We start from the raw sequence: 24592 nt of genomic DNA, 5'->3' as shown, positions 1-24592 counted from the left end.
GGCCGGTCAGGAGGACCGGCCGGGACCCGTCAGGGGAAGAGCCGGCCGTACTCGGCCAGGGCCACGGCCACGTCGACCTGAGCCCAGAACCGGTGGTAGTTGAAGGTCGGCGCGGGGCCGGTGCCCTTCAGGTAGGCGTCCACCTTCGGCCAGTCCGGGTCGTTCTTGTAGAAGGACCGGATGGACAGGAAGGTCGAGTTGCTGTCGATCACGTCGCCGTTGGGCATCTTGCCGGTCCACCCGGCGGGCACGTAGATCGCGTCGTCGAGGCGGTTGTAGTCGGCCTTGGTCTCGGGGGTGGAGACGCCCTTGGCGTCCTGGCTGTTCTTCCACATGCCGTCGAGCAGGCCCTTGGCGATGTCCCGCGACTTGGTGTCGCCGGACTTGGCCGCGTAGTACATCAGCACCTTGGCGTAGGAGCCGGCCACGCCCACGTCGGTGGTGTAGTCGCGGATGCTGACGTGCAGGCCGGCGTTGGAGCCGGGGCTGGCCGGGTTCCAGGTGTCGGGCTGGCCGGTCCACACCAGCGTCGAGGGGATCTGGTAGGTCCCGTCGGCGCTGACCGTGGTGTTGTCGGTGGCCCACTTGACCCACTTGTCCAGCACGAGCTTGGCGTCGGCGTTGCCGGTGGCGTAGTACAGCTCCGCCACCCGCTCCATCGACCAGGCCTGGAAGCCGAACCACTGGTTGGACGGCGGGTCGTGGTAGACCGGCTGCCAGTCGTAGGCCATGCCGTAGAAGGTCGGCAGGTTCGACGGCGGGCTGGCGTAGTGGCCCTGCCAGCTGTTGGTCGCGCCACCGGCGATCGCGCCCTCGGACGACTGCAGCCAGCGGTAGAACTCCAGCTGCCGCTTCAGGCTGGTGCTCCAGTCCTGTACGGCGGTCGCCCCCTTGGGCTTGAGCGCGTCCACGCTGGACAGCACCCAGGCGGCCATCGGGTTCTGGTAGCCGGAGTGGTTGTGGCTGGAGCCGATCCGCCAGGCCCAGCCCGCGGAGGTGTCCAGCGCGCCGCCCCAGGCGTAGTACCAGCTCAGCAGGTAGGCGGAGCTGTCCTTGCCGGTGCCGGCCGCACACGAGGTGCTGGTGCAGCCCTGCTTCTTGAAGTACTTGTCGTACATCGCGTAGCGCAGGTAGTCACCCATCTTCGCGGCCTTGGCGACCGTCGAGGAGACCTGCGACTCCTTGCCCTGCTCCTTGGCCCAGGTGTGCGCCCAGTAGGCCACCTGCACGGCGCGGGCGTCGGCGTCGGGGGCGTTGGTGTACTTCCACTGCTTGGCGTAGGAGGAGTCACCGGTGAACAGGTCCAGGTACCCGTTCTTGCCGCCGTGCTTGAAGGTGTCGCAGGACGGCTGCGGGATGGTCTCGAAGACCGACTCCTCCGGGCCGCGCTGGTAGGTGTTGATGTAGGCGGGCCTGGTCGTGCCGTCGCCGCAGCGGCCGAAGCCGTAGGTGTTGTCGACGTCGAGCAGCCAGTGCATGCCGTACACGTCGCTGGTGCCGTAGGCGGTCTTCAGCTCGCCTGCGATCGGGTCCACGCCGACGCTGACGCCGCCGTCCAGCTTGGACGGGTACTGCTTGATGTCGTCCCACTCACCGGCGTAGGTCGCCGGTTTGGAGGGGTTGTAGAAGGAGTTCGTCGGCTGGTCCGCCGTGGCCGGGATGATGTACTTCTCCATCGAGGCCCAGGCGGCGTTGAACTTGCTCCAGTCGCCGGTCACCTTGCCGTAGGCCGCCTCCAGCCACAGGTAGTAGCTGTAGGCCTCCGAGGTGGTCTCGTGCCCGTGGTCCGGGGCCTCGACCATGAGGGTCTCGACCGAGTGGTACGGCACGCCCTCGGGGGAGAAGTAGCCGTTGGCCGGGTCCTTGAGCTTGTTGTACATCGTGGTGAAGCGCTTGATGTACTCGTTGTCGCCGCCGGGGATGTCGTTGTCCACCTCGGTGGCGGTGGCCTTGGCGGCGCTGTGCCCGGTGGCGGTGGCGGTGAACTCGGCGCTGCCGGAGGTCGTGTCGGTGTCCTCGGCGGCCTTGATCTTCACCGTCTGGGCGGTGTTCCAGTTGCCCGGGGTGAAGGTCAGCGAGGAGCCGGTGTCCACCGTGAGGTCGGCGTCGCCGCTCGTCCTCGCGGTCGTCACGGTGACGTTCGCCGTCGGGGCCTTGGAGAGCTTGACCGACAGGTTCGCGTCGCCGCCCTCGGGGACGGCGATCGTGGCCGGGGTGACGACCACGGCGGGCGCGGCGTCGGTCTTCACGCTGATCCCGACCGGCTCGGAGGTCTTGGCCAGGCCCTTGTCGTCGGTGGCCTTGGCGGTGAGCGAGTAGTCACCGGCGGCCACACCGGTCCAGTCGTAGGAGTACGGCGCGCTGGTGTCGGTCCCCAGAAGCGTGGTGCCGTTGAAGAACTCGACCTTGGACACCGTGCCGTCGGTGTCGGAGGCGTCGGCGGTGATCTCCACGGTGGCGGGTGCGGTGAAGGTCGCTCCGGCGACCGGCTTGGTGATCTTCACGCTCGGGGCCTGGTTGCCCGGGTCGCCGCCGCAGGTGACGCCGTTGATCGTGAAGGCGGCGGGCTTGGGGTTGCTCCCCGACCAGCTGCCGTTGAAGCCGATGTTCGTCGAGGCGCCGGTGGCGAGCCTGCCGTTCCAGTCCATGCTCTTGGCGGTGACGGCGGTGCCGGTCTGCGACCAGGTCGCGCTCCAGCCCTGGACCAGCTTCTGCGTGGTGGTCGGGAAGTCGAACCCGAGCGTCCAGCCGTTCAGCGGGTCGCCCAGGTTCTTGATCGTGACGTTGGCGGTGAACCCGCCCTGCCAGTCGTTGGTCGAGTAGACGACGTCGCACGCGACGGCCGCGTGGGCGGGGGCGGCGGTCAGCGCACCGGTCATCCCGGCCGCCAGACTGAGCAGAGCCAGCGTCGCGACCCGTCTCCGGCCCCGCTTACCGGGGTGTGGGAGCGCTCCCGCTCTATGGGGGGATGTAGGCATCGAAGAGGTTCCTCCAGGGGTGGGTCCGCCGTGATTCCGCTGGTTACGGCCTCGCGTCGGATCAAGCAAGGGGGAAAGTGTGTGGGAGCGCTCCCAAAGAGGATTCTGGGGGGAGCCGCAGGGATGTCAATGGCATGAGGGCCCGGTTACGCCGGGGTTTCCCTCCGATGCCGGTCAGGCCACTGGGATGTGTCCGGCCCGGTTTCCGGAACGTGAAACTTTCAGACAAGTGCTTGGTTTGTCGCTCCGGGCGTGATCGTCCGGGCGAAGGCCTCCGGAAGGCGCCCGCCTCGTCCGTACGGCCGGTGCGGAGGGCGGGCCGGCCTCCTGCCACAGGGGTGGGGCCGGTCCTCGCCGCGGGGCGGCTCCGGCCCGCCGCGCGGAGACGGGTTTGCGCCGCGGAGGCCGGTGCCCGCTCTCAGCGCAGGGGCGGGTCGGCGAGCCTGGCGCGTTCGAGGGCCATCTCCGCCCACCACTGCCCGCCGCCCGGCGGCACCGTGCCGTAGACCGGGTCCTCGGGGCCGTCGGTGCCGCGCGTGCACGTCCCGTTCGAGTGACCGGGCAGGGATATCCACAGGTAGGCGTCCACCAGCTCCGATCCCGTCGCCGTGGTCGGCCGGAGGCCGAGGCCGCGATCAGGAGGGTTGCACCAGGTCTGCGGCTTGGCGTACTCCTTGTCCGGCACCCACTCCCCCCGCCCGTTGCGGCTGGTGTCGATCACGAAGTGCGGGAGCGCGGCCGGGTCGTCCGGCGCCGCCGCGATCTCCGCGTCGAGGCAGTCGTCGGTTCCCTGCGTCGCCTGGACGTGGACGCACCTGGCGAGCCGGTCGCCGTAGTCGACGAGTCCCTCCGTGGGCTGGTAGCCGCTGGCGTTGAGGAAGAAACCGTCCGCTGCGGTCACCCCGGCTCTGAGGAGCCGGTGCGCCATCTCCTCCAGGCTGGGCCACTTCTCGAAGCTGCCGTCGAGGTAGACCGCGGTGCGGGGCAGCTTCCCGAGCCGGTCGACGGCGTGGGAGAGGTTGGCGAACCGGCTCTTCTCGGTGGCGGCGTCCCCGCGTTCACACTCGGTGGTGCCGGGGATGTTCACGAGGCTCTGCGGCTCCAGGATCACCACGGCCCGCGCGTCGCCGATCTCCTCGGCGATCCCGTCGATCCAGGACCGGTAGGCGCCGTCGCTCGCGGCCCCGCCCACCGGCCCGGTCGGACGGCAGTCCTTGAACGGCAGGTGGTAGGTCGCGAAGATCGGCACCGAGCCGGTCTTCCCGGCTGCCCTCAAGGTCGCGGAGACGGTGCGGCGGGCCTTGTCGCCGGACGGCCCTTCCAGCCATACGGCCTGGGGAACCTCCGCGAACGCCTCCATCAGCGCGGCGTCCCTGGCGCGCCCGCCGGCGGCCCAGATCTTCGCCTGCCGGGCGGCGTCGCTCTGCGGGGGCGTGAAGAGCCGCAGGCCGTCCTCGTCCAGCGGGTTGGGACCGGAGGCGCTCATGGCCCGGGCCGGGTCCGCCGAGGTCGCCGTGGCCGCCGTGTCCGGCCCGGAAGAGGCCGTGGACCCGGCGGACCCGCCCAGGAGACCGGACTGCAGGATGACGGCTACGGCCACCACGGCGCTCGCCGCGGCCGCCGCGCCCGTCCACAACCGCCTGCGGGACGGCCGCCGGGCCCCGCCTTCGAGCGTCGGCTCCCCGTCGCCTCCCGGCCCGCCCGTCCCGCCTCCCGGCCTGCCGGTCCCGTCTTCAGGGCTGTCGCCGTCGTCTTGCGGCCCGCCCGTGTCGCCGGCCGGTGCGTGGTTCGCGTACCCCGGCCCGATCCCGCGGATCCGGGTGTCCCGGGCGGCCACGGTCTCCCCGGTGCCCGGCGGGGACGCGGGCAGGGGCGGGACGGTGCCCGCGGGGGCCGCGCTGAGGGCGTCCAGCAGTTCCTGCGGGGTGGGGCGGTCGGCGGGGTCCTTGGCGAGGGCGGCGGTCACGAGGGGCAGCAGGGGGCCGCGGAGCCCGGTCAGGTCGGGTTCGGCGTGCGTCACCCGATACAGGACTGCGGGGACGGAGCCGCCGTCGAAGGGCCCGCGCCCGACTGCGGCGTAGGCCACCACGCCGCCCCAGGCGAAGACGTCCGAGGCCGGGGTGGCGGGGGCGCCGCCCACCTGCTCCGGCGACATGTAGGCGGGGGTGCCCACCACCGCGCTGCTGGCTTGGCTGTGCCCCTCGACCAGGCGGGCCACGCCGAAGTCGATCACCTTGGGGCCGACCGGGGACAGCAGCACGTTGGACGGCTTGAGGTCACGGTGGACGATCCCGGCGCCGTGGATGGCCCGCAGGGCGACCGCGACGCCGGCCGCCAGCCCGTCGAGGCTGGAGCCGGTCAGCGGGCCGCCGTCCGCCACGGCCTCCTGCAGGCTGGGGCCGGGCACGAACTCCGTCACCAGGTAGGCCAGGTCCCCGTCCACGTCGGCGGCCAGCACCGGGGCGGTGCAGAACCGGGCGACCCGCTGCGCGGCGGCGACCTCCCGGCGGAAGCGGCGGCGGAAGCCGGGGTCGCCCGCGAGGTGCCAGTTGATCACCTTGACCGCGACCCGGTCGCCCGCCTCGTCCGTGGCGAGGTAGACCACGCCCATCCCGCCCTGCCCGAGCCGGCCGGTGAGGACGTAGGGTCCCACCCGGCGTGGATCGCTGTCCCGTAGAGCCTCCATCGTCCCCGTGTCCCTCCCGTCGAGCCCCCGCCGCAGGATCGCGAGCACAGCCGGATGATCTTAAACGCCTGATCCCGTTTTCTGGGAACTTCTACGCCTTTTTGTGGGATCTGTATGGTGTGTCGTCGGAAATCCTGACCAACCGTGAAGGGGATCGCGTCCAGCGGCGGTAAGTGCGCCGACGGGCGGCAAGTATCCTCGTATTGTCAGGGCACCGGGGCTGTGCCCTCTTGATCGTCCCTGTACGTTGACCTTACTGGCCATCGCGCCTGTCGCACCATCACAGCCGTTCTTCGGCCTGGCTCATAGGCAGGCGAACCATGACAAAGTTGTCCATCCAGGTCACGCACTACCGCGCGTGCGTGGTCGTTTCCGTGGCCGGTGACCTGGACAAGGTCTCGACCCCCGAGCTGGACCGGACGTTCGCGGACCTGCTGGCAGAGGGGCACGTCCACATGATCATCGACGTGTCCGACCTGGAGTTCTGCGACTCCACCGGAGTGTGGATGCTGCTGTCCGGGCTGCGCCGCACCTTCGAGGCGGGCGGATGGCTCCGGCTGGCCGGGGTCAGGGGGTTCCTCGAGCGTCTCCTGGAGCTCACCCGGCTCGGCGACGCCTTCCCCACCGATCCGAGCGTGGCCGAGTCCCTGCGCCACGCCCCCACGCGCCGTACCGGCCCGGCTCCGCCGCCCACGGTCGCCTGACCGGCCCGCGGAGGGAGGCGGGCCCGGCGTCCGCGGGCCCGCACCGGTTCATCTGGCCATGGCCAGCGCCACGACCACGAGCTGGTCGTTCAGAGCCTCGCGGAACACATCGGTGATCGCCCCCTCGCGGTGACGGTCGGCGATCTTCCCGCGGACCCGGGAGAGATCCTGGCCGCAGCAGATGCTGCTGGACAGCACCTGCCGCAGGTCCAGCGCCACGTCCGGGCGGATCGCTCCGGTGTTCTCGCCCTGGGCCAGCAGAGCGTTGAAGCGTCGCACGCTGGGGCCGAGCGCGGGCGAGGACGGACGGGTGGCCTCCACCATGAGCATCGGCGTGGCCGTCTCCTCGGCCGGGCTGTCCGCGATCTCGTTGACGGGCTCGTCGTCCGGCTCGTCGTCCGGCTCGCGGACCGGAGTGGCGGGGCCGGTGGGATCGGCGTCGGTCCGCGGGCCCGGCGAACGGGCCCCGGAGGGTGAGGGCTCCGCGGTCACGGGCGCGGAGGCCGAGGGTTCCGCCGTCACGGGGACGGGGACCGAGGGCGTCCCGACGGCGAGGCCGGTGCCGGCAGGCGGGTCGAAGACGCCGGTGAGCTGGGCCCACGTCAGCGCCCCCGCGGTTAGCACCGCGACCGCCGCGACCGTCACGGCCGCCGCCCTGCGTGGCGGCGACGACCGGCCCGCGGTCGGCGCCGCCGTCAGGACGGCGGCCACCTGCCGGGCGTCCGGCCGCAGCCGCGGCTCGTGCGACAGGCAGCGCCGGCACAGTGCGGCGACCTCGGGCGGCAGTCCCGGGACGTGCGGCTCGGGAGGGGGCCGGTCGCGCCGGGCCTGCTCTATCTCCTCCCAGGTCCGCTCCGGGTACGGCGTGCCGCCGGTGAGCATCTCGAACAGCAGCACGCCCAGCGCGTAGACGTCGCCGGCCGGGTCGGCGGCCGTGCCGGTCAGGCGCTCGGGTGCCACGTAGGGCGGCGTGCCGTACTCGGAGGCGCGGTCGTCGCCCTCCTCGCCGATGAAGGCCGCGATGCCGAAGTCGAGCAGCTTGGCGCCGTCGGCGGTCAGCATCACGTTCTCGGCGGTGACGTCGCGGTGGACGATGCCCCGCTCGTGGGCGGCGGCCAGGACGGTGGCCAGCTTCCCGGCCACCGTCACCGCCTCCGCCCACGGCAGCGGGCCCTCGGCGAGCCGGTCGGACAGCGGGCGCCCCTCCAGCAGGCGCATCACCACGTACGCGGCCAGGCGGCCCTGGGCGGTGACCGTCTCCCCGTAGTCGTAGACCTCGATCGCGTCGGGGTGGATGAGGCGCGCGGTGGCACGGGCCTCGCGCCGGATGAGCTCCCGGTCCGCGCCGAAGTCGCCGTCCAGGATCTTCACCGCGACCATCCGCTGCAGGGACTGGTCGAAGGTGCGCCAGATGACGCTCATGCCGCCCCTGCCGATGGGCTCCATCAGCAGATACCTGCGCGCGAGCACGTCGCCCGCGCGCAGGCCGCCGGACTCAGGCCGACTCACGGACCACCAGCTCCGTCGGCAGCGTCGGGTTGTCGCGGACGGGGTCGGGGGAGGCCATCGACCGCAGGAGCAGCCGGGTGGCGGTCGCGGCGAACTCCTCCACCGGCTGACGGACCGTGGTCAGGGTGGGGGAGGTGCGCCGGGCGATGGGGGCGTCGTCGAAGCCGATCACGGCCACGTCGTCGGGCACCCGGCGCCCGGCCCGGCGCAGGGTCTGTACGGCCGCCGCGGCCATCACGTCGGAGGCGGCGAAGATCGCGTCGAGGTGCGGCATCCTGCGCAGCAGCCACTGGGCGGCGTGCACCCCCGACGAGTGGGTGAAGTCGCCGTAGGCCACGGGGACGGCGGGCATGCCGGCCAGGGAGAGCGTCCGGGTGAAGCCGTCGAGCCGGTCCCGCGACGCGGGCAGTCCCGGCGGCCCGGCGATGGCCGCGATGGCCCGCCGGCCGCCCAGGAGCAGGTGTTCGGCGGCCTGCCGGCCCCCGTCGTGGTTGTCCATGTCCACATAGGGCATGTCGACGCCGTCGGGCAGGCGGCCGGCGCTGCGCACCGGGATGCCCGAGGCCGCCAGCGTCACCACCAGCGGGTGCCGCTCCCGCGCGCCGATCAGCAGGATGCCGTCGACGCCCCCGGCGACCAGCTGCGGGGTGGCGATGGTGGAGGTGGCGGAGCTGGCCGTCATCACCGTGAGCGGGATGCCGTGGGCGGTGAGGACCTCCTCCGCGGTGGTGATCATCCTGGCGTAGAAGGGCTCGGTGAAAAGCCGCTGCGACGGTTCGCAGACGACCACCGCGACGGTCAGGTCGCAGCGGCGTCCGGTTCCGCCCCGGGGAGCGCGGTGCCGTACGTAACCGAGCCTGGAGATCGCGTCGTGAACCTGCCTGCGGGTCGAGGTGCTGACTCTGACAGAACCGGTGAGGACCCTGGACGCCGTCGCGGGGGACACACCCGCTTCAGCAGCGACCTGGGCGAGGGTGGGCACGTCGGGCATAACTTCCTCCACACCTAAATGCCGTGCAGGTGGGAGCGCTCCCAGAGAACGTAGCATTGTTTCGGAGAGGTCAACAGATGTTTCCGGAAAATCACTGGATGTCTGTCAGATTGACTTGACCCTCCAGTCAGGGGCGAGGATTGCCATGACGATCGCGTCGTGCCATTCGCCGTCCCACAACAACGCATCTCGGCGCACTCCCTCCCGGACGAAGCCGACCTTACGGTAGACATGGGCTGCCCGCTCGTTGAACGCGTAGACCTCCAGTTCGATCCGGTGCAGGTCCGTGGTGGCGAAGGCGTGGCCGAGCACGAGCCGGATCGCCTCGGTGCCGTACCCCTTGCCGAACACGCGCGGGCCGGACAGTGCGATCCGCAGGTTGCACGAGAGGTTCCCGGTGTCAAGGTCGTTGAGCACGACCTCGCCGACGTAGGCGTCGTCCCCGGCGGTGCAGATCGCCAGGTCCAGCCGGTCGCCGTGCTCGCCGCGGGAGCCGTACCAGGCCGCGGTGGCCTGATAGTCGACCTTCCCGTGGGAGCCGGTCAGCCGCGCGGTCTCCGGGTCGTTGACGAGTTCCCAGAGGCCGTCGACGTGCTCGGGGCCGACGGGCCGGAGCGTCACGCGCTCCCCGTGAAGAGTGGGCTTGTTCGCGAACATCACCCCGCGTGTCTAGCGGCTCGCGGCCGACGCGGGCAACTCGTTTCGGACCTGTTGACATCCGGGATACGGCGCGCCCTGATCAACCATGGGGCCGGTGCCCCGGTCCGAGCCCGGCGTCAGGGCCGTGAGCTGGGGCGCCGGTTTGACCTTGACGTAACGTCAACGTTTCTAATGAAGGCATGCGGATCGGCGAACTCGCGGCGCTGGTCGGGGTCTCCACCCGCACCGTGCGCCACTATCACAACCTGGGCCTCCTTCCCGAGCCGGTACGGCTGGCCAACGGATACCGGGAGTACCGGCTGCGCGACGCGGTCGCCCTGGCGCGGGTGCGCCGGCTGGCCGAGCTGGGCCTGTCGCTGGACGAGATCCGCGACGTGCTGGCCGACGACCGCGGCAGGGAACTGCGCGAGGTGCTCGTCGAGCTGGACGCCGACCTGGCCCGGCAGCAGGAGGCGATCGGCGCCAGACGGGCCCGCCTGGCCGCGCTGCTGGCGGAGACGGAGCTGCATCCGGACTCGACGGTGTCCCCGGACATGGCGGCGGTGCTGCGCGAGCTGTCCCCGGCGGACTCCGCCTTCGCCCGGCTCGACCGCGAGATGCTGATGCTGGCGGACGCCGCGGCCGACCCCGCCGGCCGCGCCGAGCTGATCGATCTGATGCGCCCGCTCACCGAGCCCGAGGCCCTGGCCCGCAGCCACGCCCTCTACGAGCGGCTCGACGCGCTCGCCGACGCCGGCGTCGGCGATCCCCGGATCCCCGCCCTCGCCGCCGACCTGGTCGCCCACCTGCCCGCCGAGATGGCGGCGTTGATGGTCGCGAACCTGCCGGACGCCGAGGTCCCGGCCGCGCCGGGACCGCGGGGCGACGGCGAGGGCGGGGCGTGGCTGGAGGCGTTGTCCGCAGAGTTGTCCCCCGCCCAGGCCGAGGTCTTCCGGCTGGTCGTCGTCACCCTGAAGGAGAGAGCGTGATGCTCAAGGTCGCCCGTGCCGCGATGTTCGCCGTACTCCCCGTCGAGCTGCTGCTGGTGATCCTGCTGGTGTCGGGGGTGCCCCTGCCCGCGCCGGTGATCGCGGTGGCCGAGGCGGCCGTCGCGGCGGTGCTCCTGCTGGAGGCGACGGCCGCCTACCGGCTGTACCGCGCCGAGCGCCGCACGGGCAGCGGCCGCGGGGAGGCCGCGCGGGCCACCGTGCGCCGGCTGGTGCCGGAACAGGTGCGCAGGATCATGGCGTTCGACGCCAAGGGCATGGTCAGCCTCGTGCTGTGGGCCGCCCGCCGCCGCGACGGCGTGCCGCCCGGCGCGGTCGCCGTGTCGTACTCGCGGGAACAGTCCACGATGCTGACGTTCATCCTGTTCCTGATGGTCGTGGAGACGGTGGCCCTGGAGGTGCTGCTGCGGGCGTGGGGGGTGCCCGACGGCCTGCGCCTGGTGGTGCTCGTGGTGGACGTCTACTCGATCCTCGTCGGCCTGGCGATCGGCGCGGCCTGCGTCACCCGGCCCCACGTGGTCTCCCCGCGGGAGCTGCGGGTGCGCTACGGGGCCTTCTTCGACCTGCGCATCCCCCGGGAGCTGATCTCCTCGGTACGGCAGTCGCGCAACTACAACGAGTCCGGCATGGTCGGCGTGAAGGACGGGCGGCTGTCGGTGGCGGTCTCCTCGCAGACGAACGTGGTCGTCGAGCTGGAGGAGCCGATCACGATCGTGCGTCCCCTCGGCGGCCGGGCCGAGGTCACGGTGGTCCGCTTCTTCGCCGACACGCCCGGCGCGGTCCTGTCCGCCCTGCGGCCGGCACAGCACCACGACGCCTGACCGGGCTCCGGAGACGCGGGACGCTGCTCCCGATCACCGGGGCCACGGGCTCCGGAGCCGCTTACCAGGGCCCGTAGGGACCCGAGCTGCCGCCGCCCTTGCCGATCTCGCGCACGGCGGGCCGTACGTCCGCCAGGTAGATGCCGGAGGCGATCACCGACGCGATCGTGAAGATGCCCAGGGTGGGCAGGTAGCGCACCGCCGCGGCGAACGCGAACAGCGTGGCGAACCCCAGGATGATCGTCCACAGTTTCTTGCTCTGCTTGCCGGTGACCGCGAAGGATCGCGCGGGGGTGCGGAGCGCGTGCACGAACGCCCAGATCGACATGGCGAACGCGCCGATGGCGAGGACCCAGAAAATCAGGTCCAGCAGGCTGTGGATCTCGAACATCGTCACTCCAACACGCTGGCCTCACTGATACCCATCAGCCTAGGCGATGTCGCGCTCCGTCAGGTAAGGCATCTCCCGCGGCGGCGGGACCGGGTGCCCGGCGCCGGACAGGCCGGGAGGGGGAGACGGGACGGGAAAGACCCGCCCCGGGATCGGGACGGGTCTTTCCTTTCGGGGTCTGTCGGACCTCGGTGCGTGTCAGGCCTTGGTGGCGGCCTTGGGCGCGCGGGTGTTCTTCCTGGGGGCGGGAGCGGCGGCGATCGCGGGCTCGGCGGCCTCGGAGACCTCCTCCAGCTCCAGGGCGGCCTCGCCGCTCACCTTGGAGACGACCTTGCGGCCCCGGTTGGCGAACTCGTCGTAGAGCTCGACGGCCCTGGCGGTCAGCTGGTCGGCGTAACCGCGGGCCTTCTCCGGCAGGTCCTTGGCGTAGACCTCGGCCCTGTCGCCGACCTGCTTGGCGTAGCCCTCGGCCCGGCCGGCGAAGTGCCTGGCCTTCTCCGGCAGGTCCTTGGCGGCCTCGCGGAACTCCTCGCGGCGGCCCTGCAGCCTCTGGATCTGCTCGGGCAGCTCGCGGAGCTTCTCCACCGCGAAGTCACCGGCGCCGGCGACGGCGTAGAAGGGCTTGGAGTCGGTGAACTTCTTGACTTCGGTGGCGAGGGTCATGATGGGTTAACCTTCCTTCGTTTCCGGGGTGACGTGGCCGTTGACCGAGGACGCCGTGTAGGGCTTCAACGCGGCGGTGAACTCCTCGGGCAGCGGTGACTCGTCGTCCGGCGGGGATCCGGCGTCACTCTCGTGGGGCTCCGGTGCGGGAGGCGCGTTCTTGGCGGTGCGCGCATCCTCCTCCGGGGCCCCGGCCCGGTTCTCCTTGCGGAACGACTCGTAGATATCGATCAGCACCTGACGTTGCCGCTCGGTGATGAGGTTGTCGGCCCTGATCGCGGTCAGGACGTCGCTGTCCGGCTCGCGGTCCTCGATGAGGCCGGCCTGGACGTACAGCGCCTGCGCGGAGATGTGCAGACCCTTGGCGATCTGGTTGAGGATCTCCGCGCTGGGCTTGCGCAGCCCGCGCTCGATCTGGCTGAGATAGGGGTTGGAGACCCCGGCCGCGGCGGCCAGCTGGCGCAGCGAGATCTTCGCCTGCGTGCGCTGCTCGCGGATGTACTCACCGATCGAGCCGACCTTCGGTAGTGCCATGTCTCAAGTCTGCATCACGCTGCTTGCAATTGCAAACGCACTGGCTAACCCCTGCAAGCACTCCGTCCGTCAGTGGGGCATCACCCAGAGCAGCGGGGCGGAGGCGGTCAGGGCGATGGAGAAGGTCACGATGCCGTAGCGCACCCGGCGGGGAAGCCGGGGACCCGGGGTGACCAGGCGTTCGACCCGGGCCATCACGGCGGCGGTGGCGCCGGCGGTGGCGCCCAGGGCCCCGTGCGGGGTGGGGATGGCCCCGGCGGTGCCGAAGCGGAGCAGGGCGGTGGCCAGGCGGCGCGGCGAGCAGTAGCGGCGCGCGGCGTCGTCGGCGGCCATCTCCACCAGGAGGCCGACCTCGCGCTGGGCGTCCTCGACCGTGCGGGACCAGGGCAGGGCCCGGCGCAGCGCGGCGAACGGCAGCAGCACCAGGTCGTGCCGCTCGCGGACGTGGGCGGTCTCGTGGGCCAGCACCGCGGTCAGCTCCGCAGGAGAGAGCAGCTTCAGGGTGCCCCGGCTGATCACGACCTGGGAGCGCAGGCCGGGCACGCAGTAGGCGGCCGCGGCCGGGTGGTCGACCACCCGCACGCCGGGGACCTCGGGGTCGTCGCTGGCGATGAGGGCCAGCAGGGTGCGGTGTCGGCGCCGGGCCCGGAAGGTCTGGACGCCCGCGGTCAGGAGCACCACGATCAGCACGGTGAGCGCGGTCAGGCCGGCGATCAGCGCGAAGATCCTCGGCAGGTCGTACGGCCCGGGCGGGCCGTACCCGCCGGAGAGCGCCGAGGCGGCGAAGACGCGCAGGCCGCCGAGCACCCCTTCCCCGTAGGGCTCCAGGGCGTAGGCGAGGAGCGTTCCCGTCCCGGCCAGGCCCCAGGTCACCCCCAGCGCCTGCCACAGGACGATGGCCACGTGCGGGGCCCGATAGGTCCAGCGCGCCCGGGTCAGCCGCCAGGCTCCGACCGCGCAGACCGAGGCGAGGAACGCCAGGGCCGCCGCGGTGATCACTCTTCCTCCAGCTCCGTCAGGGCTCTCCGCAGGATCTCTGCCTCGGGGCCGGAGACGGCCTGGGCGAAGCGAGTGAGGGCGGCCGACCGGTCCCCGGTCAGGTCGAGCGCCTCAAGCATAAGCTCGGCGATGTATGCGTCGCGGCTTTCGGCCGGTTCGTACCGCCATGCGCGCCCGTCGCGGCTGCGGATCAGGAAGCCCTTGCGGGTCAGCCGGTCGAGCACCGTCATCACCGTCGTGGGCGCGAGGTCGCGGTCGGCGATGAGACGCCCGACCTCGCGGGCCGTCACAGCCGAGGGCTGCGCCCAGATGACATCCATGATGCTGCGCTCAAGCTCACCGAGACCCTTCACACCCATAAGCCTAACTCCGGCACCACGAGGGGTAGTACTACGGGTTGTCGAGTTGGGCCGGGCCCGGCGTTCCGGAGGGATCCACGCGATCTCCGGGGCCGTCACGGTGCCGGGGCGACCGCCTGCCAGGGGACGGTCACCTCGCCCAGCCGCCACCGGGAACGCCCGCCCAGCCGGGGATGGCGGGGGACCGGCCAGGTCGAGGCGAGCATCTCCACCGCGGCGATCCAGCGCTGCCGTACGCCGTGGGGGGCCAGTGGGGCGCTGACGGCCCAGGCGTGGTCGAAGTCACGCAGGAAGGCGTGGATCGGCTCACCCGGCACGTTGCGGTGGATGAGCGTCTTGGGCAGGCGTTCGGCCAGGTCGGAGGGGCGCTCGAAGGCGTCGAAGCGGGCCGACAGGGTCAGCGTGCGCGGCCCCGAGGCGTCCAGCCCGGCCCAGACGGCCCGGTGCCCGACCTCCGAGCAGGTCCCCTCCACGATCACCCCGCCGGGCGCGAGCCGGGACCCGAGCAGGTCCCAGTAGTGCCAGGCCTGCGCCTCGCCGTACTGCCGCAGCACGTTGAAGGCCCGCACCAGCAGCGGCGGCCGGTCCACCGGCAGCTCGAACCCGCCCAGCCGGAACGACAGGCCCGGCACCTCGTACGGCCTGGCGGCCGCCACCCGGGCCGGGTCGATCTCGATCCCGACGACCTCGGCGTCCGGCCGGAGGCGGCGGATCCGCAGGAACAGCTCCAGCGTCGTGATGTGCGAGGCGCCGTAGCCGAGGTCCACGATCAGCGGCCGGTCGGCGGAGCGCAGCAGCGGCCCGTAGGCGGAGACGATCCAGCGGTCGGACCGCCGGAGCCGGTTGTGGCCGGTGGTCCCCCGGGTGATCTCGCCGACCGGCCTCCTGGAGCGCACCCCACCATTGTCGGCGGCTCCCCTCCGTCCCGGGACCACTCCCGGGACGGTCGCGCCCCCTCAGGAGGTGACGCGGTGGACCTTGTGCTGGGCCGCCTGGGCGCGCGGGCGGATGACGAGGCGGTCGATGTTCACGTGGGCGGGGCGGGTCACGCACCAGGCGATGGCGTCGGCCACGTCGTCGGCGGAGAGCGGGTCGGGGACGCCCTCGTACACCTTCCCGGCCCGGCCGGCGTCGCCGCGGAAGCGGTTCAGCGAGAACTCCTCGGTGTGCACCATGCCGGGCGCGACCTCGACGATGCGGACCGGCTCGCCGCACAGCTCCAGCCGGAGCACCTCGGTCATCGAGGTCTGCGCGTGCTTGGCGGCGTTGTAGCCGCCGCCGCCCTCGTAGGAGACCAGCCCGGCCACCGAGGTCAGCATCACCAGCACCCCGTCGCCGGAGGCGACGAGCCCGGGCAGCAGCGCCTGGGTGACGCGGAGCGAGCCGAGCACGTTGGTGTCGTACATCCGCTGCCAGTCGTCGACGTTCCCGGTGGCCACCGGCTCCAGGCCGATCGCGCCGCCGGCGTTGTTGACCAGCACGTCACAGCGGTCCAGCGAGCCGGCCAGCTCCCGTACCGACTCCTCTGAGGTCACGTCCAGGGTCACCGGGCGGATCCCGGGCACCTCGGCGGCCAGCTCGTCCAGCCGGTCCCGGCGGCGCGCGGCGGCGATCACGTCGAAGCCCTCGGCGGCCAGGCGACGGGCGGTCGCCTCGCCGATCCCACTGCTGGCACCGGTCACCACAGCTGTCTTCTTCATGGCTCGCCATCCTGCCAGGACTCCGCACGCTGTCCCCTGCGGGGCCATATGTCGGGAATGTCGCTACGGGATGGGTAGTTGTAACCGTCTCGGAGGTGGTGTCGGTGAGGCGACGACGGGTCAACCGGGTCGCGACGATCAGCATGCACACGTCTCCCCTGGACCAGCCGGGGACCGGGGACGCGGGCGGGATGAACGTCTACATCGTGGAGTCGGCCAAGCGCCTGGCGCAGCTGGGGATCGAGGTTGAGATCTTCACCAGGCAGACGGCCCGCGACCTGCCGCCGGTGGCTGAGATCACCGACGGCGTCTCCGTCAGGCACGTCACCGCGGGGCCGTACGAGGAGCTCGACAAGGGCGACCTGCCCGGTCAGCTGTGCGCGTTCCTGTCGGGGGTGCTGCGGACCGAGGCCATGTACGACCCGGGCCGCTACGACGTCATCCACTCCCACTACTGGCTCTCCGGCCAGGTGGGCTGGCTGGCCAAGGAACGCTGGGGCGTCCCGCTGGTGCACACCATGCACACCATGGCCAAGGTCAAGAACCTGCTGCTGGCCGAGGACGACAAGCCCGAGCCCACCGCCCGCGTACTGGGAGAGGAGCAGGTCGTCGAGATCGCCGACCGGCTGGTGGCGAACACGCCGACCGAGGCCCGGGAGCTCGTCGACCTGTACGGCGCCGCCCCCGGCCGCGTCGAGGTCGTCAACCCCGGCGTGAACCTGACGGTCTTCCAGCCCGCGTCGAAGGGCGCGGCCCGGCACCGGCTGGGGCTTCCGCAGAACGCCCACATGCTGCTGTTCGTGGGACGGGTGCAGCCGCTCAAGGCCCCGGACGTGCTGCTGCGCGCCGCCGCCCGGATGCTCGTCGACGATCCCTCGCTCCGGTCGAGGCTGGTCGTCGCCTGCGTGGGCGGGCCCAGCGGCAACGGCCTGGCCCGGCCCTCCCACCTGACCGACCTGGCCGTCCACCTGGGCATCTCCGACGTGGTCAGGATCGTGCCCCCGGCCCCCCAGCACGAGCTGGCCGACTGGTACCGCGCGGCCGACGTGACCGTGGTCCCCTCGCACAACGAGTCGTTCGGCCTGGTCGCCCTGGAGTCCCAGGCCTGCGGCACCCCGGTGGCCGCCGCCTCCGTGGGCGGCCTGCGCACCGCCGTGCGCGACGGCGTGTCGGGGGTGCTCGTCGACGGACACGACCCGCAGGACTGGGCCCAGGTCCTGCACGGGTTCGTGCGCGAGCCCCGCTGGCGCGACGAGCTGGCGGCCGGAGCCGTCATCCAGGCGGCCGCCTTCGGCTGGTCGGCCACCGCCGCCCGCCTGGCGGACGTCTACGCCGGAGCCATGGCGAACCTGCACCGGGCCCCGGTCGCGGTGAGCTCGTAGGGTGAACCCCATGCGCGACGTGATCGAGACGGCGCTCAAGGGCGCCGAAGTCTCCTACGAGGAGCCCCGGCCGGGGGCCTTCCTGGTGAAACTCCCCGGCCAGCACAAGCTCGCCACCATGACCTGGCTGATCGTCGGCGACCAGGCGCTGCACGTGGAGGCCTTCTTCTGCCGCCAGCCCGACGAGAACCACGCCGGGTTCTACCGCTGGCTGCTCACCAAGAACGGCTCCATGTACGGCGTGCACTTCGCCCTGGACCCGGTCGGCGACGTCTATCTGGTCGGGCGCGTCCCACTGGCGGCGGTGTCGGAGGAGGAGATCGACCGGTTGCTCGGCTGCGTCCTGACCTACTCCGACGAGGGCTTCGACCGGGCGCTGGAGCTGGGCTTCGCCTCCTCCATCCGCAAGGAGTGGGAGTGGCGGGCCAAGCGCGGCGAGTCCCTCGCCAACCTGCAGGCCTTCGCCCGCTTCGCCGACCCCGAGGCGGGCGGCGCCTGATCCGGCGCGCTCGCTAGGCTTGGCGCATGGCGACTTTGGTGCTGCTTCGGCACGGCGAGAGCGAGTGGAATGCCAAGGGCTTGTTCACCGGCTGGGTGGATGCGGGGCTCTCGGCCAAGGGCGAGGAGGAGGCGCGCCGCGGCGGGCGGTTGCTGCTGGAGGCGGGGCTGCGGCCCGACGTGGTGCACACCTCGCTGCTGACCCGCGCGATCCAGACGGCGAACCTCGCCCTGGGCGAGGCCGACATGCTCTGGCTGCCGGTCATCCGCTCCTGGCGGCTCAACGAGCGTCACTACGGCGCGCTCCAGGGCAAGAACAAGGCGCAGACCCGCGAGCAGTTCGGTGACGAGCAGTTCATGCTCTGGCGCCGCTCCTACGACGTCCCGCCGCCGCCGATCGAGGACGACGACGAGTTCTCCCAGGCGGGCGACGCCCGCTACGGGCTGCTGCCCAAGGAGCTCATGCCGCGGACGGAGTGCCTGAAGGACGTCGTCGAGCGCATGCTCCCGTACTGGTACGACAGCATCGTCCCCGACCTCGCGGCGGGCCGGACCGTCCTGGTCGCCGCCCACGGCAACTCGCTGCGCGCCCTCGTCAAGCACCTCGACGGGATCGGCGACGACGAGATCGCCGGCCTCAACATCCCCACCGGCATCCCGCTCGTCTACGAGCTGGACGACGACTTCCACCCGCTGGCCAAGGGCGGCCTCTACCTCGACCCCGAAGCCGCCAAGGCAGCCATCGAGGCCGTGGCCAACCAGGGCAAGTAACCCGCAAGCCGGAGAGGGCGCCCTTCCCCGAAGGAAGGACGCCCTCTTTGCGTTCTATCGAGTCACGGTCCCGCGAGGGGGCTCCGGCGAAGCAACCGAGGAACGCCCGCAGCGGAGCGAGGACGTGACGAGGGCGGGAGCCGGGTCAAGGAGCCCCCGAGTCTGCGACGCGCAGCGTCGCCGTCAACACAGCGAGGACGTGACGAGGGCGGGAGCCGGATCGAGGAGCCCCCGAGCCGCGACGCGCAGCGTCGCCATAGTCACGTCCCCGGGGCGCCCTGCACGGCACGGCCGTTGGCACGCGAGCCGGTCACCAGGTACACCACGTCGCGGGCGACGTGCACCGCGTGGTCGGCGTAGCGCTCGTAGTAGCGCCCGATCAGCGTCACGTCGATGGCCGGCTCGATGCCGTACCTCCAGTCGTCCGCCAGAAGGGTCTTGAACAGGCGGCGGTGCAGCTTGTCCATCGCGTCGTCGTCCTGCTCCAGCTCCAGGGCCGACTCCACGTCGCGGGAGGCGACGCAGCTGCCGGCCTTGGTGACCAGGCGCTCGGCGATCTGGCCCATCTCCAGGATGGTCGAGCGCAGCTCCGGCGGGATCGCCGAGTCCGGATGGCGCAGTCGCGCCACCTTCGCCACGTGCTCGGCCAGGTCGCCCATGCGCTCCAGGTCGCCGCCCATCCGCAGGGCCGTGATGATCATGCGCAGGTCCACGGCCACCGGCTGCTGCCTGGCCATCAGGTCGAAGATCGACGTCTCGATCTCGGTGAAGATCCGGTCCACCTCCGCGTCCCGGGAGATGACGCTCTCCGCGAGTTCCAGGTCGGCGTCGAGCAGGGCGGTGGTGGCACGGGAGATCGCCGACCGCACCAGCCTGGTCATCTCGACCAGCCTGACGGTGAGGGTGTCGAGCTCCTCGTGATAAGCGTCACGCATGAGTGTCACCGTACGCGCGCGTCAGTGAACGAACCCCGACCAAAAAGTGAACTTTGCGGGAAAGCCCATGACCAGGCCCCCTTGTGCCGTCTTGATGGGTAAAAGCCACGCTTACCATCGAGAACGTGACGCCGACAGGAGGACCATGTGAGTGAGCTGATGGCGAGTCTGGCCGTGCTGGCCGGTTTCGTCGTGGGAGCGCTGGCCGTGATGGTCGTCCGCCAGACCACCGCGCAACCGCGGATGACGATACCGGTCGAGGATCTGGAACCCGGGGCGCTTCCCCAGGGCGTCGCCTCCGTGCTCGCCGTCCTGCCGTCCTCGGCCGTCGTGCTCGACAGGGAGGACCGGGTGCTCCGGGCCAGTTCGGCCGCCCGCGCCTTCGGCCTGGTCAAGGGCGACCGTCTGGTGACGGCCGAGCTCCTGGCGCTGGCCAGGCAGGTGCGCAGGGACGGTGAGATCCGCGAGAGCGAGATCGACGTGCCCGGGCACAAGTTCGGCCAGGAGTCGACCAACTTCGCGGTCCGGGTCGCCCCGCTGGGCTCCTACGGCCAGGTGCTCGTCCTGGCCGAGGACCAGACCGAGTACTACCGCGTCGAGGCGGTGCGCCGCGACTTCGTGGCCAACGTCAGCCACGAGCTCAAGACGCCCGTCGGGGCGCTGAGCCTGCTGGCCGAGACGATCCAGGACGCCGCCGACGACCCGGAGGCGGTCACCCGCTTCGCCGGTCGCATGCAGCACGAGGCCGCCCGGCTGACCTATCTGGTCCAGGACCTCATCACCCTGTCCCGGATCCAGGGCGCCGAGCCCATCCCCACCCCGTGCCCCGTCCCGATCGACGAGGCGGTGCACGACGCCATCGACCGCTGCAACACCACCGCGGCGGCCAAGGACATCGCCTTGGTCGCCGGCGGCACCGAGGGCCTGCAGGTATGGGGTGACGAGGAGCTCCTGGTCACCGCGCTGCGCAACCTCATCGACAACGCCGTGGCCTACAGCCCCGAGCACACCCGGGTCGTGGTCAGCGCCCGGCCCGCGGGCGACTCCGTCGAGATCAGCGTCAACGACCAGGGGATCGGCATCCCGGAGAGCGCCCAGGAGCGGATCTTCGAGCGGTTCTTCCGCGTCGACACCGCCCGTTCCCGCGCCACCGGCGGCACCGGTCTCGGCCTGGCCATCGTCAAGCACGTCGCCGCCGCCCACAACGGCACGGTCACGGTGTGGAGCAAGGAAGGCTCCGGCTCCACCTTCACTCTCCGCCTGCCCGCCTTCGGCGGCGTGGCGGTACCCGCAAAACCCAGCACCACGATCCCCCTGGAGGCCGCGCAGTGACCCGCGTACTCGTTGTCGAGGACGAGGAATCGTTCTCCGACGCCCTGTCGTACATGCTGCGCAAGGAAGGATTCGAGGTCGCGATCGCGGCCACGGGGCCCGACGCGCTGGAGACCTTCGACCGCAGCGGCGCCGACCTGGTGCTGCTCGACCTGATGCTCCCCGGCCTGCCCGGAACCGAGGTCTGCCGTTCCCTGCGGCAGCGCTCCAACGTGCCCGTCATCATGCTGACCGCCAAGGACAGCGAGATCGACAAGGTCGTCGGCCTGGAGCTCGGCGCCGACGACTACGTCACCAAGCCGTTCTCCTCCCGCGAGCTGGTCGCCCGCATCCGCGCGGTGCTGCGCCGCCAGGGCGACGTGGAGGAGCCGGAGACGGCCGTGCTGACCGTCGGGCCGGTCCGGATGGACGTGGACCGGCACATCGTCGCGGTCCGCGGCGAGCAGGTGCAGCTCCCGCTGAAGGAGTTCGAGCTGCTGGAGATGCTGCTGCGCAACGCCGGCCGGGTGCTCACCCGGGGCCAGCTCATCGACCGGGTCTGGGGCGCCGACTACGTGGGCGACACCAAGACCCTGGACGTCCACGTCAAGCGGCTGCGCGCCAAGGTGGAGGCCGACCCCTCCGACCCGCGCTGCATCCTCACCGTCCGGGGCCTGGGCTACAAGTTCGACCCCGTGGAGGAGTGACCCTCCCGATAGCGCGGAGGCGGCGTACGGCTCATGCCGTCACGCAGAGGGGGTGTACGGCCCGCGTGAGCCGTACACCCCCTCGTCCGTTCCGTGGTCAGTGGCCGCCCGCGCCCTCCGTGTCCGTGGCGGAGGGGGTCGGCGAAGGCGTGGGAGCCGCGGAGGCGCCCGACGGGGACGGCAGGGCCGTGAACTCCCGGCTGCGCGTGATCACCGGGACCTCCAGCGTGATGACGCCGGCCTTCTGGAACTGCAGCTGCACCTTGAGGGACTCACCACCCTTGAAGGGCTTCTTCAGCTGCTCGATCATGACCGTCGGGCTGGGCCGGCCGACGATCGCGGCCTTGCCGACCGGCAGCGGGACGGGCGCGGTCACCTTGGCGGTGCCGACCGAGGGGTCGACGCCCAGGCCGATGAGCTGGTCGTCCTCCCGGCCGTGGTTCACGATGTAGAGGTGGAGCGGCATGGACGCGCCCGCGGGCAGGGCCCCGCCGGAGTCGGGGCCGAGGAAGTACGCCTGGGGAATGGCCAGGTGTCTGTTCTCGTCCACGATCTTGACGCTGAGGGCCTCGGTCGGGGCGTACGGCTGAATGGTGATCGCGTCGAATCCGGCGCCGCAGCCCGCCAGGACAGGGGCGGCTGCGAGGAACGCGGCGGCGGCGATCGCCCGGTGACGGCTGATGCGGGTCACGGTGCGAGTTCTCCTTGTCACACTAGAGATATGGCAGCGCCAACCCTATCTGTGGACTTTCCCGGGTTTTCGGGCGACCCGCCTGATCGCGAGGCTGGATGGAGCCCAGGTCATCAACGTTTTTTACCTGTCGATTCACAGAGTCGAGCAGTTGTCAAGACTCAAAACGCGGCTTTGACCTGCAGTTATGGTGATTTCACTGTTCCGGGAGCCTGTGGATACGTGGTACTCTGGAGTACAGCGGAAGGGGTACTTGTCACATGACTTTCCAGGTCGGCGACACTGTCGTCTACCCCCACCACGGGGCTGCTCGGATCGAGGCGATCACGACCCGAACCATCAAGGGTGAGGAAAGGACCTACCTGGTTCTCAAGGTCGACAAGGGCGACCTTACCGTCCAGGTGCCAGCAGACAACGCCGAGCTCGTCGGAGTTCGCGACGTCGTCGGCCAGGAGGGCCTTGAGCGCGTCTTCGACGTGCTCCGCATGCCTCACACCGAAGAGCCCACGAACTGGTCCCGCCGCTACAAGGCCAACCTTGAGAAGCTGGCGTCCGGCGACGTCAACAAGGTGGCCGAGGTCGTTCGCGACCTGTGGCGACGAGACAAGGAGCGCGGACTCTCCGCCGGTGAGAAGCGCATGCTCGCCAAGGCGCGGCAGATCCTGGTCAGTGAGCTCGCCCTCGCTGAGAAGACCAATGAGGACAAGGCTGAGGCCCTGCTCGACGAGGTTCTCAACTCCTGAACACGACATTTCCAAGGGTGGGCGTCGGAGTCGACGTCCACCCTTTCGCATCCGGGCGACCGCTGCACCTGGCGGGCCTGCACTGGCCGGGGGAGACCGGCCTGGCCGGGCACTCCGACGGCGACGCCGCCGCGCACGCCGCGTGTGACGCGCTGCTGTCCGCGGCCGGTCTCGGCGACCTCGGAGGGCTGTTCGGCACCTCCGACCCCCGCTGGGCCGGAGCTTCGGGCGTCTCCCTGCTGGAGGAGACCGCGCGGCAGGTCCGCGCGGCCGGCTTCGAGATCGGCAACGTGGCGGTCCAGGTCATCGGGAACCGGCCCAAGCTGGCGCCGCGCCGTACGGAGGCCGAGAAGGCCCTCAGCGCGGCCGTGGGCGCCCCCGTGAGCGTCAGCGCCACGACGACCGACGGTCTCGGCCTCACCGGCCGGGGCGAGGGCGTGGCGGCGATCGCCACCGCGATCGTGGTGAACCTGATTCAAGACCCGCGCGTCTCTTAGAAGGGACGCGCGAGCGTCCCGGCGGCCGGCGCGTGGAACCTGCCGGACCATCTGAGAGGGCGGCCCGTTTCCTGGCGCGGTACGGGCCGCCCCTTTTTTGATGGATGATCTATGAATGTCCTGGGTAACCCCTTAATAACCATGTCTCGTAACGGGGGGAGCCGGACATGTTGGGTTCGATCATTTCCGCGATCGTCATCGGCGCCATCGTCGGCGCACTGGCGCGACTCGTCATTCCGGGCAGGCAGAGCATCAGCATCGCGCTCACGCTCATCGTCGGCATCGCGGCGGCGCTCATCGGCACGCTCATCGCGGGGGCCATGGGCTTCGCCAACACCGGCGGGATCGACTGGTGGGAGCACATCCTCCAGCTCGCGCTGGCGGTGGTCGGCGTCCTGCTCGTCACCCAGATGCGGCCCGGCAGAACCGGAAGGGCCGATCACATGTGATCTGACATGGGATTTTTCCTAGCACAGGAATAACCCCGACCCACGGGGTAGCGACCTTTCCGTGAGAGTGAAAGTCTCACCCTCACGGGGAGGTTGATATGACCATCGCGTCCATTCTCGGAGCCATCGTCATCGGCGCCATCATCGGCGCTGTCGGCCGCCTTCTGCTTCCCGGCAGGCAGCCGATCGGATGGGTTCTGACCATTGTCGTCGGAATCGTCGCCGCGCTCATCGGTACCGCCATCGCCCAGGGCCTCGGCGTCGCCACCACGGACGGCATCGACTGGATCGAACTTGTGATGCAGGTCGTGCTCGCCGTCGTCGGTGTCGGCCTGGTCGCCGGGCTTCGCCGGTCCAGGGTCTAGCGATACCGCCGCACATAACCACCGGTGACTTCACCGAGGCCGTACTGGGCATTCTCCGGCCCGGAGATGCTCGTGGTGACACCCGAGATGTCACCGTCATCCAGGAAGACCCGCTCGGTCGCAATTCCGGCAGGCCGGGCGGGTCACGGCCGTCCCAGGCCGGTGCAGGCGGCACGCCGCACCGGCCGGGACCGGTCCCCGCGGGGACCGGAGGTGAGCAGATCGCCGGTCCGCAGCGGGGCGCCGCTCACTGTGTGTGGGC

General features: G+C 71.1%; 26 protein-coding genes. 12 read left to right on the top strand and 14 right to left on the bottom strand.

The window, feature by feature from the left end; genetic code table 11:
• Positions 1 to 29: 29 nt before the first annotated feature.
• Together Pta02_RS24500 and Pta02_RS24495 are read right to left on the bottom strand one after the other, a co-directional pair.
• Positions 30 to 2978, bottom strand: coding sequence for a glycoside hydrolase family 48 protein (locus Pta02_RS24500; protein ID WP_203877270.1), 2949 nt, complete (start codon positions 2976 to 2978; stop codon positions 30 to 32).
• 418 nt (positions 2979 to 3396) lie between these two features.
• Complete coding sequence (locus Pta02_RS24495; protein ID WP_203877269.1) at positions 3397 to 5631, bottom strand: glycoside hydrolase family 6 protein; 2235 nt, start codon at positions 5629 to 5631, stop codon at positions 3397 to 3399.
• A 353-nt stretch (positions 5632 to 5984) separates the two neighbouring features.
• On the opposite strand from Pta02_RS24495, the gene Pta02_RS24490 reads away from it, so the two are divergent.
• Positions 5985 to 6368 (top strand): STAS domain-containing protein, encoded by a 384-nt coding sequence (locus Pta02_RS24490; protein ID WP_203877268.1) that lies wholly within the window; start codon positions 5985 to 5987, stop codon positions 6366 to 6368.
• 48 nt (positions 6369 to 6416) lie between these two features.
• Here Pta02_RS24490 and Pta02_RS24485 read toward each other — a convergent pair whose 3' ends face one another.
• From Pta02_RS24485 to Pta02_RS24475, 3 genes are all read right to left on the bottom strand, one after another.
• Entirely contained in the window at positions 6417 to 7877 is a 1461-nt protein-coding gene (locus Pta02_RS24485) for a serine/threonine-protein kinase (RefSeq protein WP_203877267.1), read from the bottom strand.
• Positions 7864 to 8868 carry a LacI family DNA-binding transcriptional regulator gene (locus Pta02_RS24480; protein WP_203877266.1) on the bottom strand — a complete coding sequence of 335 codons (1005 nt, stop codon included), beginning with the start codon at positions 8866 to 8868 and terminating at the stop codon, positions 7864 to 7866. Before Pta02_RS24480 ends, Pta02_RS24485 begins: the two co-directional genes overlap by 14 nt.
• A gap of 105 nt (positions 8869 to 8973) precedes the next feature.
• Positions 8974 to 9525 carry a GNAT family N-acetyltransferase gene (locus Pta02_RS24475; RefSeq protein WP_203877416.1) on the bottom strand — a complete coding sequence of 184 codons (552 nt, stop codon included), beginning with the start codon at positions 9523 to 9525 and terminating at the stop codon, positions 8974 to 8976.
• A gap of 182 nt (positions 9526 to 9707) precedes the next feature.
• On the opposite strand from Pta02_RS24475, the gene Pta02_RS24470 reads away from it, so the two are divergent.
• Together Pta02_RS24470 and Pta02_RS24465 are read left to right on the top strand one after the other, a co-directional pair.
• Positions 9708 to 10496, top strand: a complete 789-nt coding sequence (locus Pta02_RS24470; RefSeq protein WP_203877265.1) for a MerR family transcriptional regulator — start codon at positions 9708 to 9710, stop codon at positions 10494 to 10496.
• The gene (locus tag Pta02_RS24465) at positions 10496 to 11335 is read left to right on the top strand and encodes a hypothetical protein (RefSeq protein ID WP_203877415.1); all 840 of its coding nucleotides are present in this window, start codon (positions 10496 to 10498) and stop codon (positions 11333 to 11335) included. The genes Pta02_RS24470 and Pta02_RS24465 overlap by 1 nt, the downstream gene beginning before the upstream one ends.
• Positions 11336 to 11396: 61 nt before the next feature.
• Here the strand turns inward: Pta02_RS24465 and Pta02_RS24460 are convergent, their stop codons facing one another.
• The 7 genes from Pta02_RS24460 to Pta02_RS24430 all read right to left on the bottom strand — a co-directional run bounded on the left by Pta02_RS24460 (position 11397) and on the right by Pta02_RS24430 (position 15981).
• A complete protein-coding gene (locus Pta02_RS24460; protein WP_203877264.1) occupies positions 11397 to 11726 on the bottom strand; it encodes a DUF2516 family protein in 330 nt (109 codons plus the stop codon).
• 198 nt (positions 11727 to 11924) lie between these two features.
• Positions 11925 to 12389 (bottom strand): hypothetical protein, encoded by a 465-nt coding sequence (locus Pta02_RS24455; RefSeq protein ID WP_203877263.1) that lies wholly within the window; start codon positions 12387 to 12389, stop codon positions 11925 to 11927.
• Positions 12390 to 12395: 6 nt separating this feature from the next.
• Positions 12396 to 12923, bottom strand: coding sequence for a helix-turn-helix domain-containing protein (locus Pta02_RS42000; RefSeq protein ID WP_203877262.1), 528 nt, complete (start codon positions 12921 to 12923; stop codon positions 12396 to 12398).
• Between the two features lie 69 nt (positions 12924 to 12992).
• Positions 12993 to 13922 carry a M56 family metallopeptidase gene (locus Pta02_RS24445; RefSeq protein WP_203877261.1) on the bottom strand — a complete coding sequence of 310 codons (930 nt, stop codon included), beginning with the start codon at positions 13920 to 13922 and terminating at the stop codon, positions 12993 to 12995.
• Positions 13919 to 14275 (bottom strand): BlaI/MecI/CopY family transcriptional regulator, encoded by a 357-nt coding sequence (locus tag Pta02_RS24440; RefSeq protein WP_275423605.1) that lies wholly within the window; start codon positions 14273 to 14275, stop codon positions 13919 to 13921. The genes Pta02_RS24445 and Pta02_RS24440 overlap by 4 nt, the downstream gene beginning before the upstream one ends.
• A gap of 101 nt (positions 14276 to 14376) precedes the next feature.
• On the bottom strand, positions 14377 to 15177 hold the full coding sequence (locus Pta02_RS24435) for a class I SAM-dependent methyltransferase (RefSeq protein ID WP_203877259.1): 801 nt from the start codon (positions 15175 to 15177) through the stop codon (positions 14377 to 14379).
• A 60-nt stretch (positions 15178 to 15237) separates the two neighbouring features.
• Positions 15238 to 15981, bottom strand: a complete 744-nt coding sequence (locus tag Pta02_RS24430; RefSeq protein ID WP_203877258.1) for an SDR family NAD(P)-dependent oxidoreductase — start codon at positions 15979 to 15981, stop codon at positions 15238 to 15240.
• 98 nt (positions 15982 to 16079) lie between these two features.
• On the opposite strand from Pta02_RS24430, the gene mshA reads away from it, so the two are divergent.
• From mshA to Pta02_RS24415, 3 genes are read left to right on the top strand one after another with little or no spacing between them, the layout of a single operon-like run.
• Positions 16080 to 17363: a D-inositol-3-phosphate glycosyltransferase gene (mshA, locus tag Pta02_RS24425; RefSeq protein ID WP_275423610.1), complete on the top strand. Its 1284-nt coding sequence runs from the start codon at positions 16080 to 16082 to the stop codon at positions 17361 to 17363.
• A gap of 10 nt (positions 17364 to 17373) precedes the next feature.
• Positions 17374 to 17862 (top strand): type III secretion system chaperone family protein, encoded by a 489-nt coding sequence (locus Pta02_RS24420; RefSeq protein WP_203877257.1) that lies wholly within the window; start codon positions 17374 to 17376, stop codon positions 17860 to 17862.
• A gap of 26 nt (positions 17863 to 17888) precedes the next feature.
• Positions 17889 to 18632, top strand: a complete 744-nt coding sequence (locus Pta02_RS24415; RefSeq protein WP_203877256.1) for a phosphoglyceromutase — start codon at positions 17889 to 17891, stop codon at positions 18630 to 18632.
• Between the two features lie 260 nt (positions 18633 to 18892).
• Here Pta02_RS24415 and phoU read toward each other — a convergent pair whose 3' ends face one another.
• Positions 18893 to 19567, bottom strand: a complete 675-nt coding sequence (phoU, locus tag Pta02_RS24410; RefSeq protein ID WP_203877255.1) for a phosphate signaling complex protein PhoU — start codon at positions 19565 to 19567, stop codon at positions 18893 to 18895.
• A gap of 159 nt (positions 19568 to 19726) precedes the next feature.
• On the opposite strand from phoU, the gene Pta02_RS24405 reads away from it, so the two are divergent.
• A complete protein-coding gene (locus tag Pta02_RS24405; protein ID WP_203877413.1) occupies positions 19727 to 20899 on the top strand; it encodes a sensor histidine kinase in 1173 nt (390 codons plus the stop codon).
• The gene (locus Pta02_RS24400; protein WP_203877254.1) at positions 20896 to 21585 is read left to right on the top strand and encodes a response regulator; all 690 of its coding nucleotides are present in this window, start codon (positions 20896 to 20898) and stop codon (positions 21583 to 21585) included. The genes Pta02_RS24405 and Pta02_RS24400 overlap by 4 nt, the downstream gene beginning before the upstream one ends.
• 97 nt (positions 21586 to 21682) lie before the next feature.
• Here Pta02_RS24400 and Pta02_RS24395 read toward each other — a convergent pair whose 3' ends face one another.
• Positions 21683 to 22276: a copper chaperone PCu(A)C domain-containing protein gene (locus Pta02_RS24395; protein ID WP_203877253.1), complete on the bottom strand. Its 594-nt coding sequence runs from the start codon at positions 22274 to 22276 to the stop codon at positions 21683 to 21685.
• Between the two features lie 260 nt (positions 22277 to 22536).
• On the opposite strand from Pta02_RS24395, the gene Pta02_RS24390 reads away from it, so the two are divergent.
• From Pta02_RS24390 to Pta02_RS24375, 4 genes are all read left to right on the top strand, one after another.
• Complete coding sequence (locus Pta02_RS24390; protein ID WP_012887713.1) at positions 22537 to 23019, top strand: CarD family transcriptional regulator; 483 nt, start codon at positions 22537 to 22539, stop codon at positions 23017 to 23019.
• 17 nt (positions 23020 to 23036) lie between these two features.
• Positions 23037 to 23516 (top strand): 2-C-methyl-D-erythritol 2,4-cyclodiphosphate synthase, encoded by a 480-nt coding sequence (ispF, locus tag Pta02_RS24385; RefSeq protein ID WP_203877252.1) that lies wholly within the window; start codon positions 23037 to 23039, stop codon positions 23514 to 23516.
• Positions 23517 to 23683: 167 nt separating this feature from the next.
• Positions 23684 to 23965 (top strand): GlsB/YeaQ/YmgE family stress response membrane protein, encoded by a 282-nt coding sequence (locus Pta02_RS24380; protein WP_203877251.1) that lies wholly within the window; start codon positions 23684 to 23686, stop codon positions 23963 to 23965.
• 98 nt (positions 23966 to 24063) lie between these two features.
• The gene (locus Pta02_RS24375) at positions 24064 to 24330 is read left to right on the top strand and encodes a GlsB/YeaQ/YmgE family stress response membrane protein (protein WP_203877250.1); all 267 of its coding nucleotides are present in this window, start codon (positions 24064 to 24066) and stop codon (positions 24328 to 24330) included.
• The last annotated feature ends 262 nt before the right edge of the window (positions 24331 to 24592 follow it).

It is taken from the genome of Paraplanobispora takensis, assembly GCF_016863195.1.
Lineage (GTDB): Bacteria > Actinomycetota > Actinomycetes > Streptosporangiales > Streptosporangiaceae > Planobispora > Planobispora takensis.
This window is presented reverse-complemented; position numbering and strand designations above follow the sequence as displayed.

Excerpts from the sequence above, each read along its gene's own strand:
- Pta02_RS24500 (WP_203877270.1), bottom strand. The coding sequence starts at position 2,978 with ATGCCTACATCCCCCCATAGAGCGGGAGCGCTCCCACACCCCGGTAAG.
- Pta02_RS24490 (WP_203877268.1), top strand. The coding sequence starts at position 5,985 with ATGACAAAGTTGTCCATCCAGGTCACGCACTACCGCGCGTGCGTGGTC.
- Pta02_RS24480 (WP_203877266.1), bottom strand. The coding sequence starts at position 8,868 with ATGCCCGACGTGCCCACCCTCGCCCAGGTCGCTGCTGAAGCGGGTGTG.
- Pta02_RS24475 (WP_203877416.1), bottom strand. The coding sequence starts at position 9,525 with ATGTTCGCGAACAAGCCCACTCTTCACGGGGAGCGCGTGACGCTCCGG.
- Pta02_RS24470 (WP_203877265.1), top strand. The coding sequence starts at position 9,708 with ATGCGGATCGGCGAACTCGCGGCGCTGGTCGGGGTCTCCACCCGCACC.
- Pta02_RS24465 (WP_203877415.1), top strand. The coding sequence starts at position 10,496 with ATGCTCAAGGTCGCCCGTGCCGCGATGTTCGCCGTACTCCCCGTCGAG.
- Pta02_RS24460 (WP_203877264.1), bottom strand. The coding sequence starts at position 11,726 with ATGTTCGAGATCCACAGCCTGCTGGACCTGATTTTCTGGGTCCTCGCC.
- Pta02_RS24455 (WP_203877263.1), bottom strand. The coding sequence starts at position 12,389 with ATGACCCTCGCCACCGAAGTCAAGAAGTTCACCGACTCCAAGCCCTTC.
- Pta02_RS42000 (WP_203877262.1), bottom strand. The coding sequence starts at position 12,923 with ATGGCACTACCGAAGGTCGGCTCGATCGGTGAGTACATCCGCGAGCAG.
- Pta02_RS24430 (WP_203877258.1), bottom strand. The coding sequence starts at position 15,981 with ATGAAGAAGACAGCTGTGGTGACCGGTGCCAGCAGTGGGATCGGCGAG.
- Pta02_RS24420 (WP_203877257.1), top strand. The coding sequence starts at position 17,374 with ATGCGCGACGTGATCGAGACGGCGCTCAAGGGCGCCGAAGTCTCCTAC.
- Pta02_RS24415 (WP_203877256.1), top strand. The coding sequence starts at position 17,889 with ATGGCGACTTTGGTGCTGCTTCGGCACGGCGAGAGCGAGTGGAATGCC.
- phoU (WP_203877255.1), bottom strand. The coding sequence starts at position 19,567 with ATGCGTGACGCTTATCACGAGGAGCTCGACACCCTCACCGTCAGGCTG.
- Pta02_RS24405 (WP_203877413.1), top strand. The coding sequence starts at position 19,727 with ATGGCGAGTCTGGCCGTGCTGGCCGGTTTCGTCGTGGGAGCGCTGGCC.
- Pta02_RS24390 (WP_012887713.1), top strand. The coding sequence starts at position 22,537 with ATGACTTTCCAGGTCGGCGACACTGTCGTCTACCCCCACCACGGGGCT.
- Pta02_RS24380 (WP_203877251.1), top strand. The coding sequence starts at position 23,684 with ATGTTGGGTTCGATCATTTCCGCGATCGTCATCGGCGCCATCGTCGGC.
- Pta02_RS24375 (WP_203877250.1), top strand. The coding sequence starts at position 24,064 with ATGACCATCGCGTCCATTCTCGGAGCCATCGTCATCGGCGCCATCATC.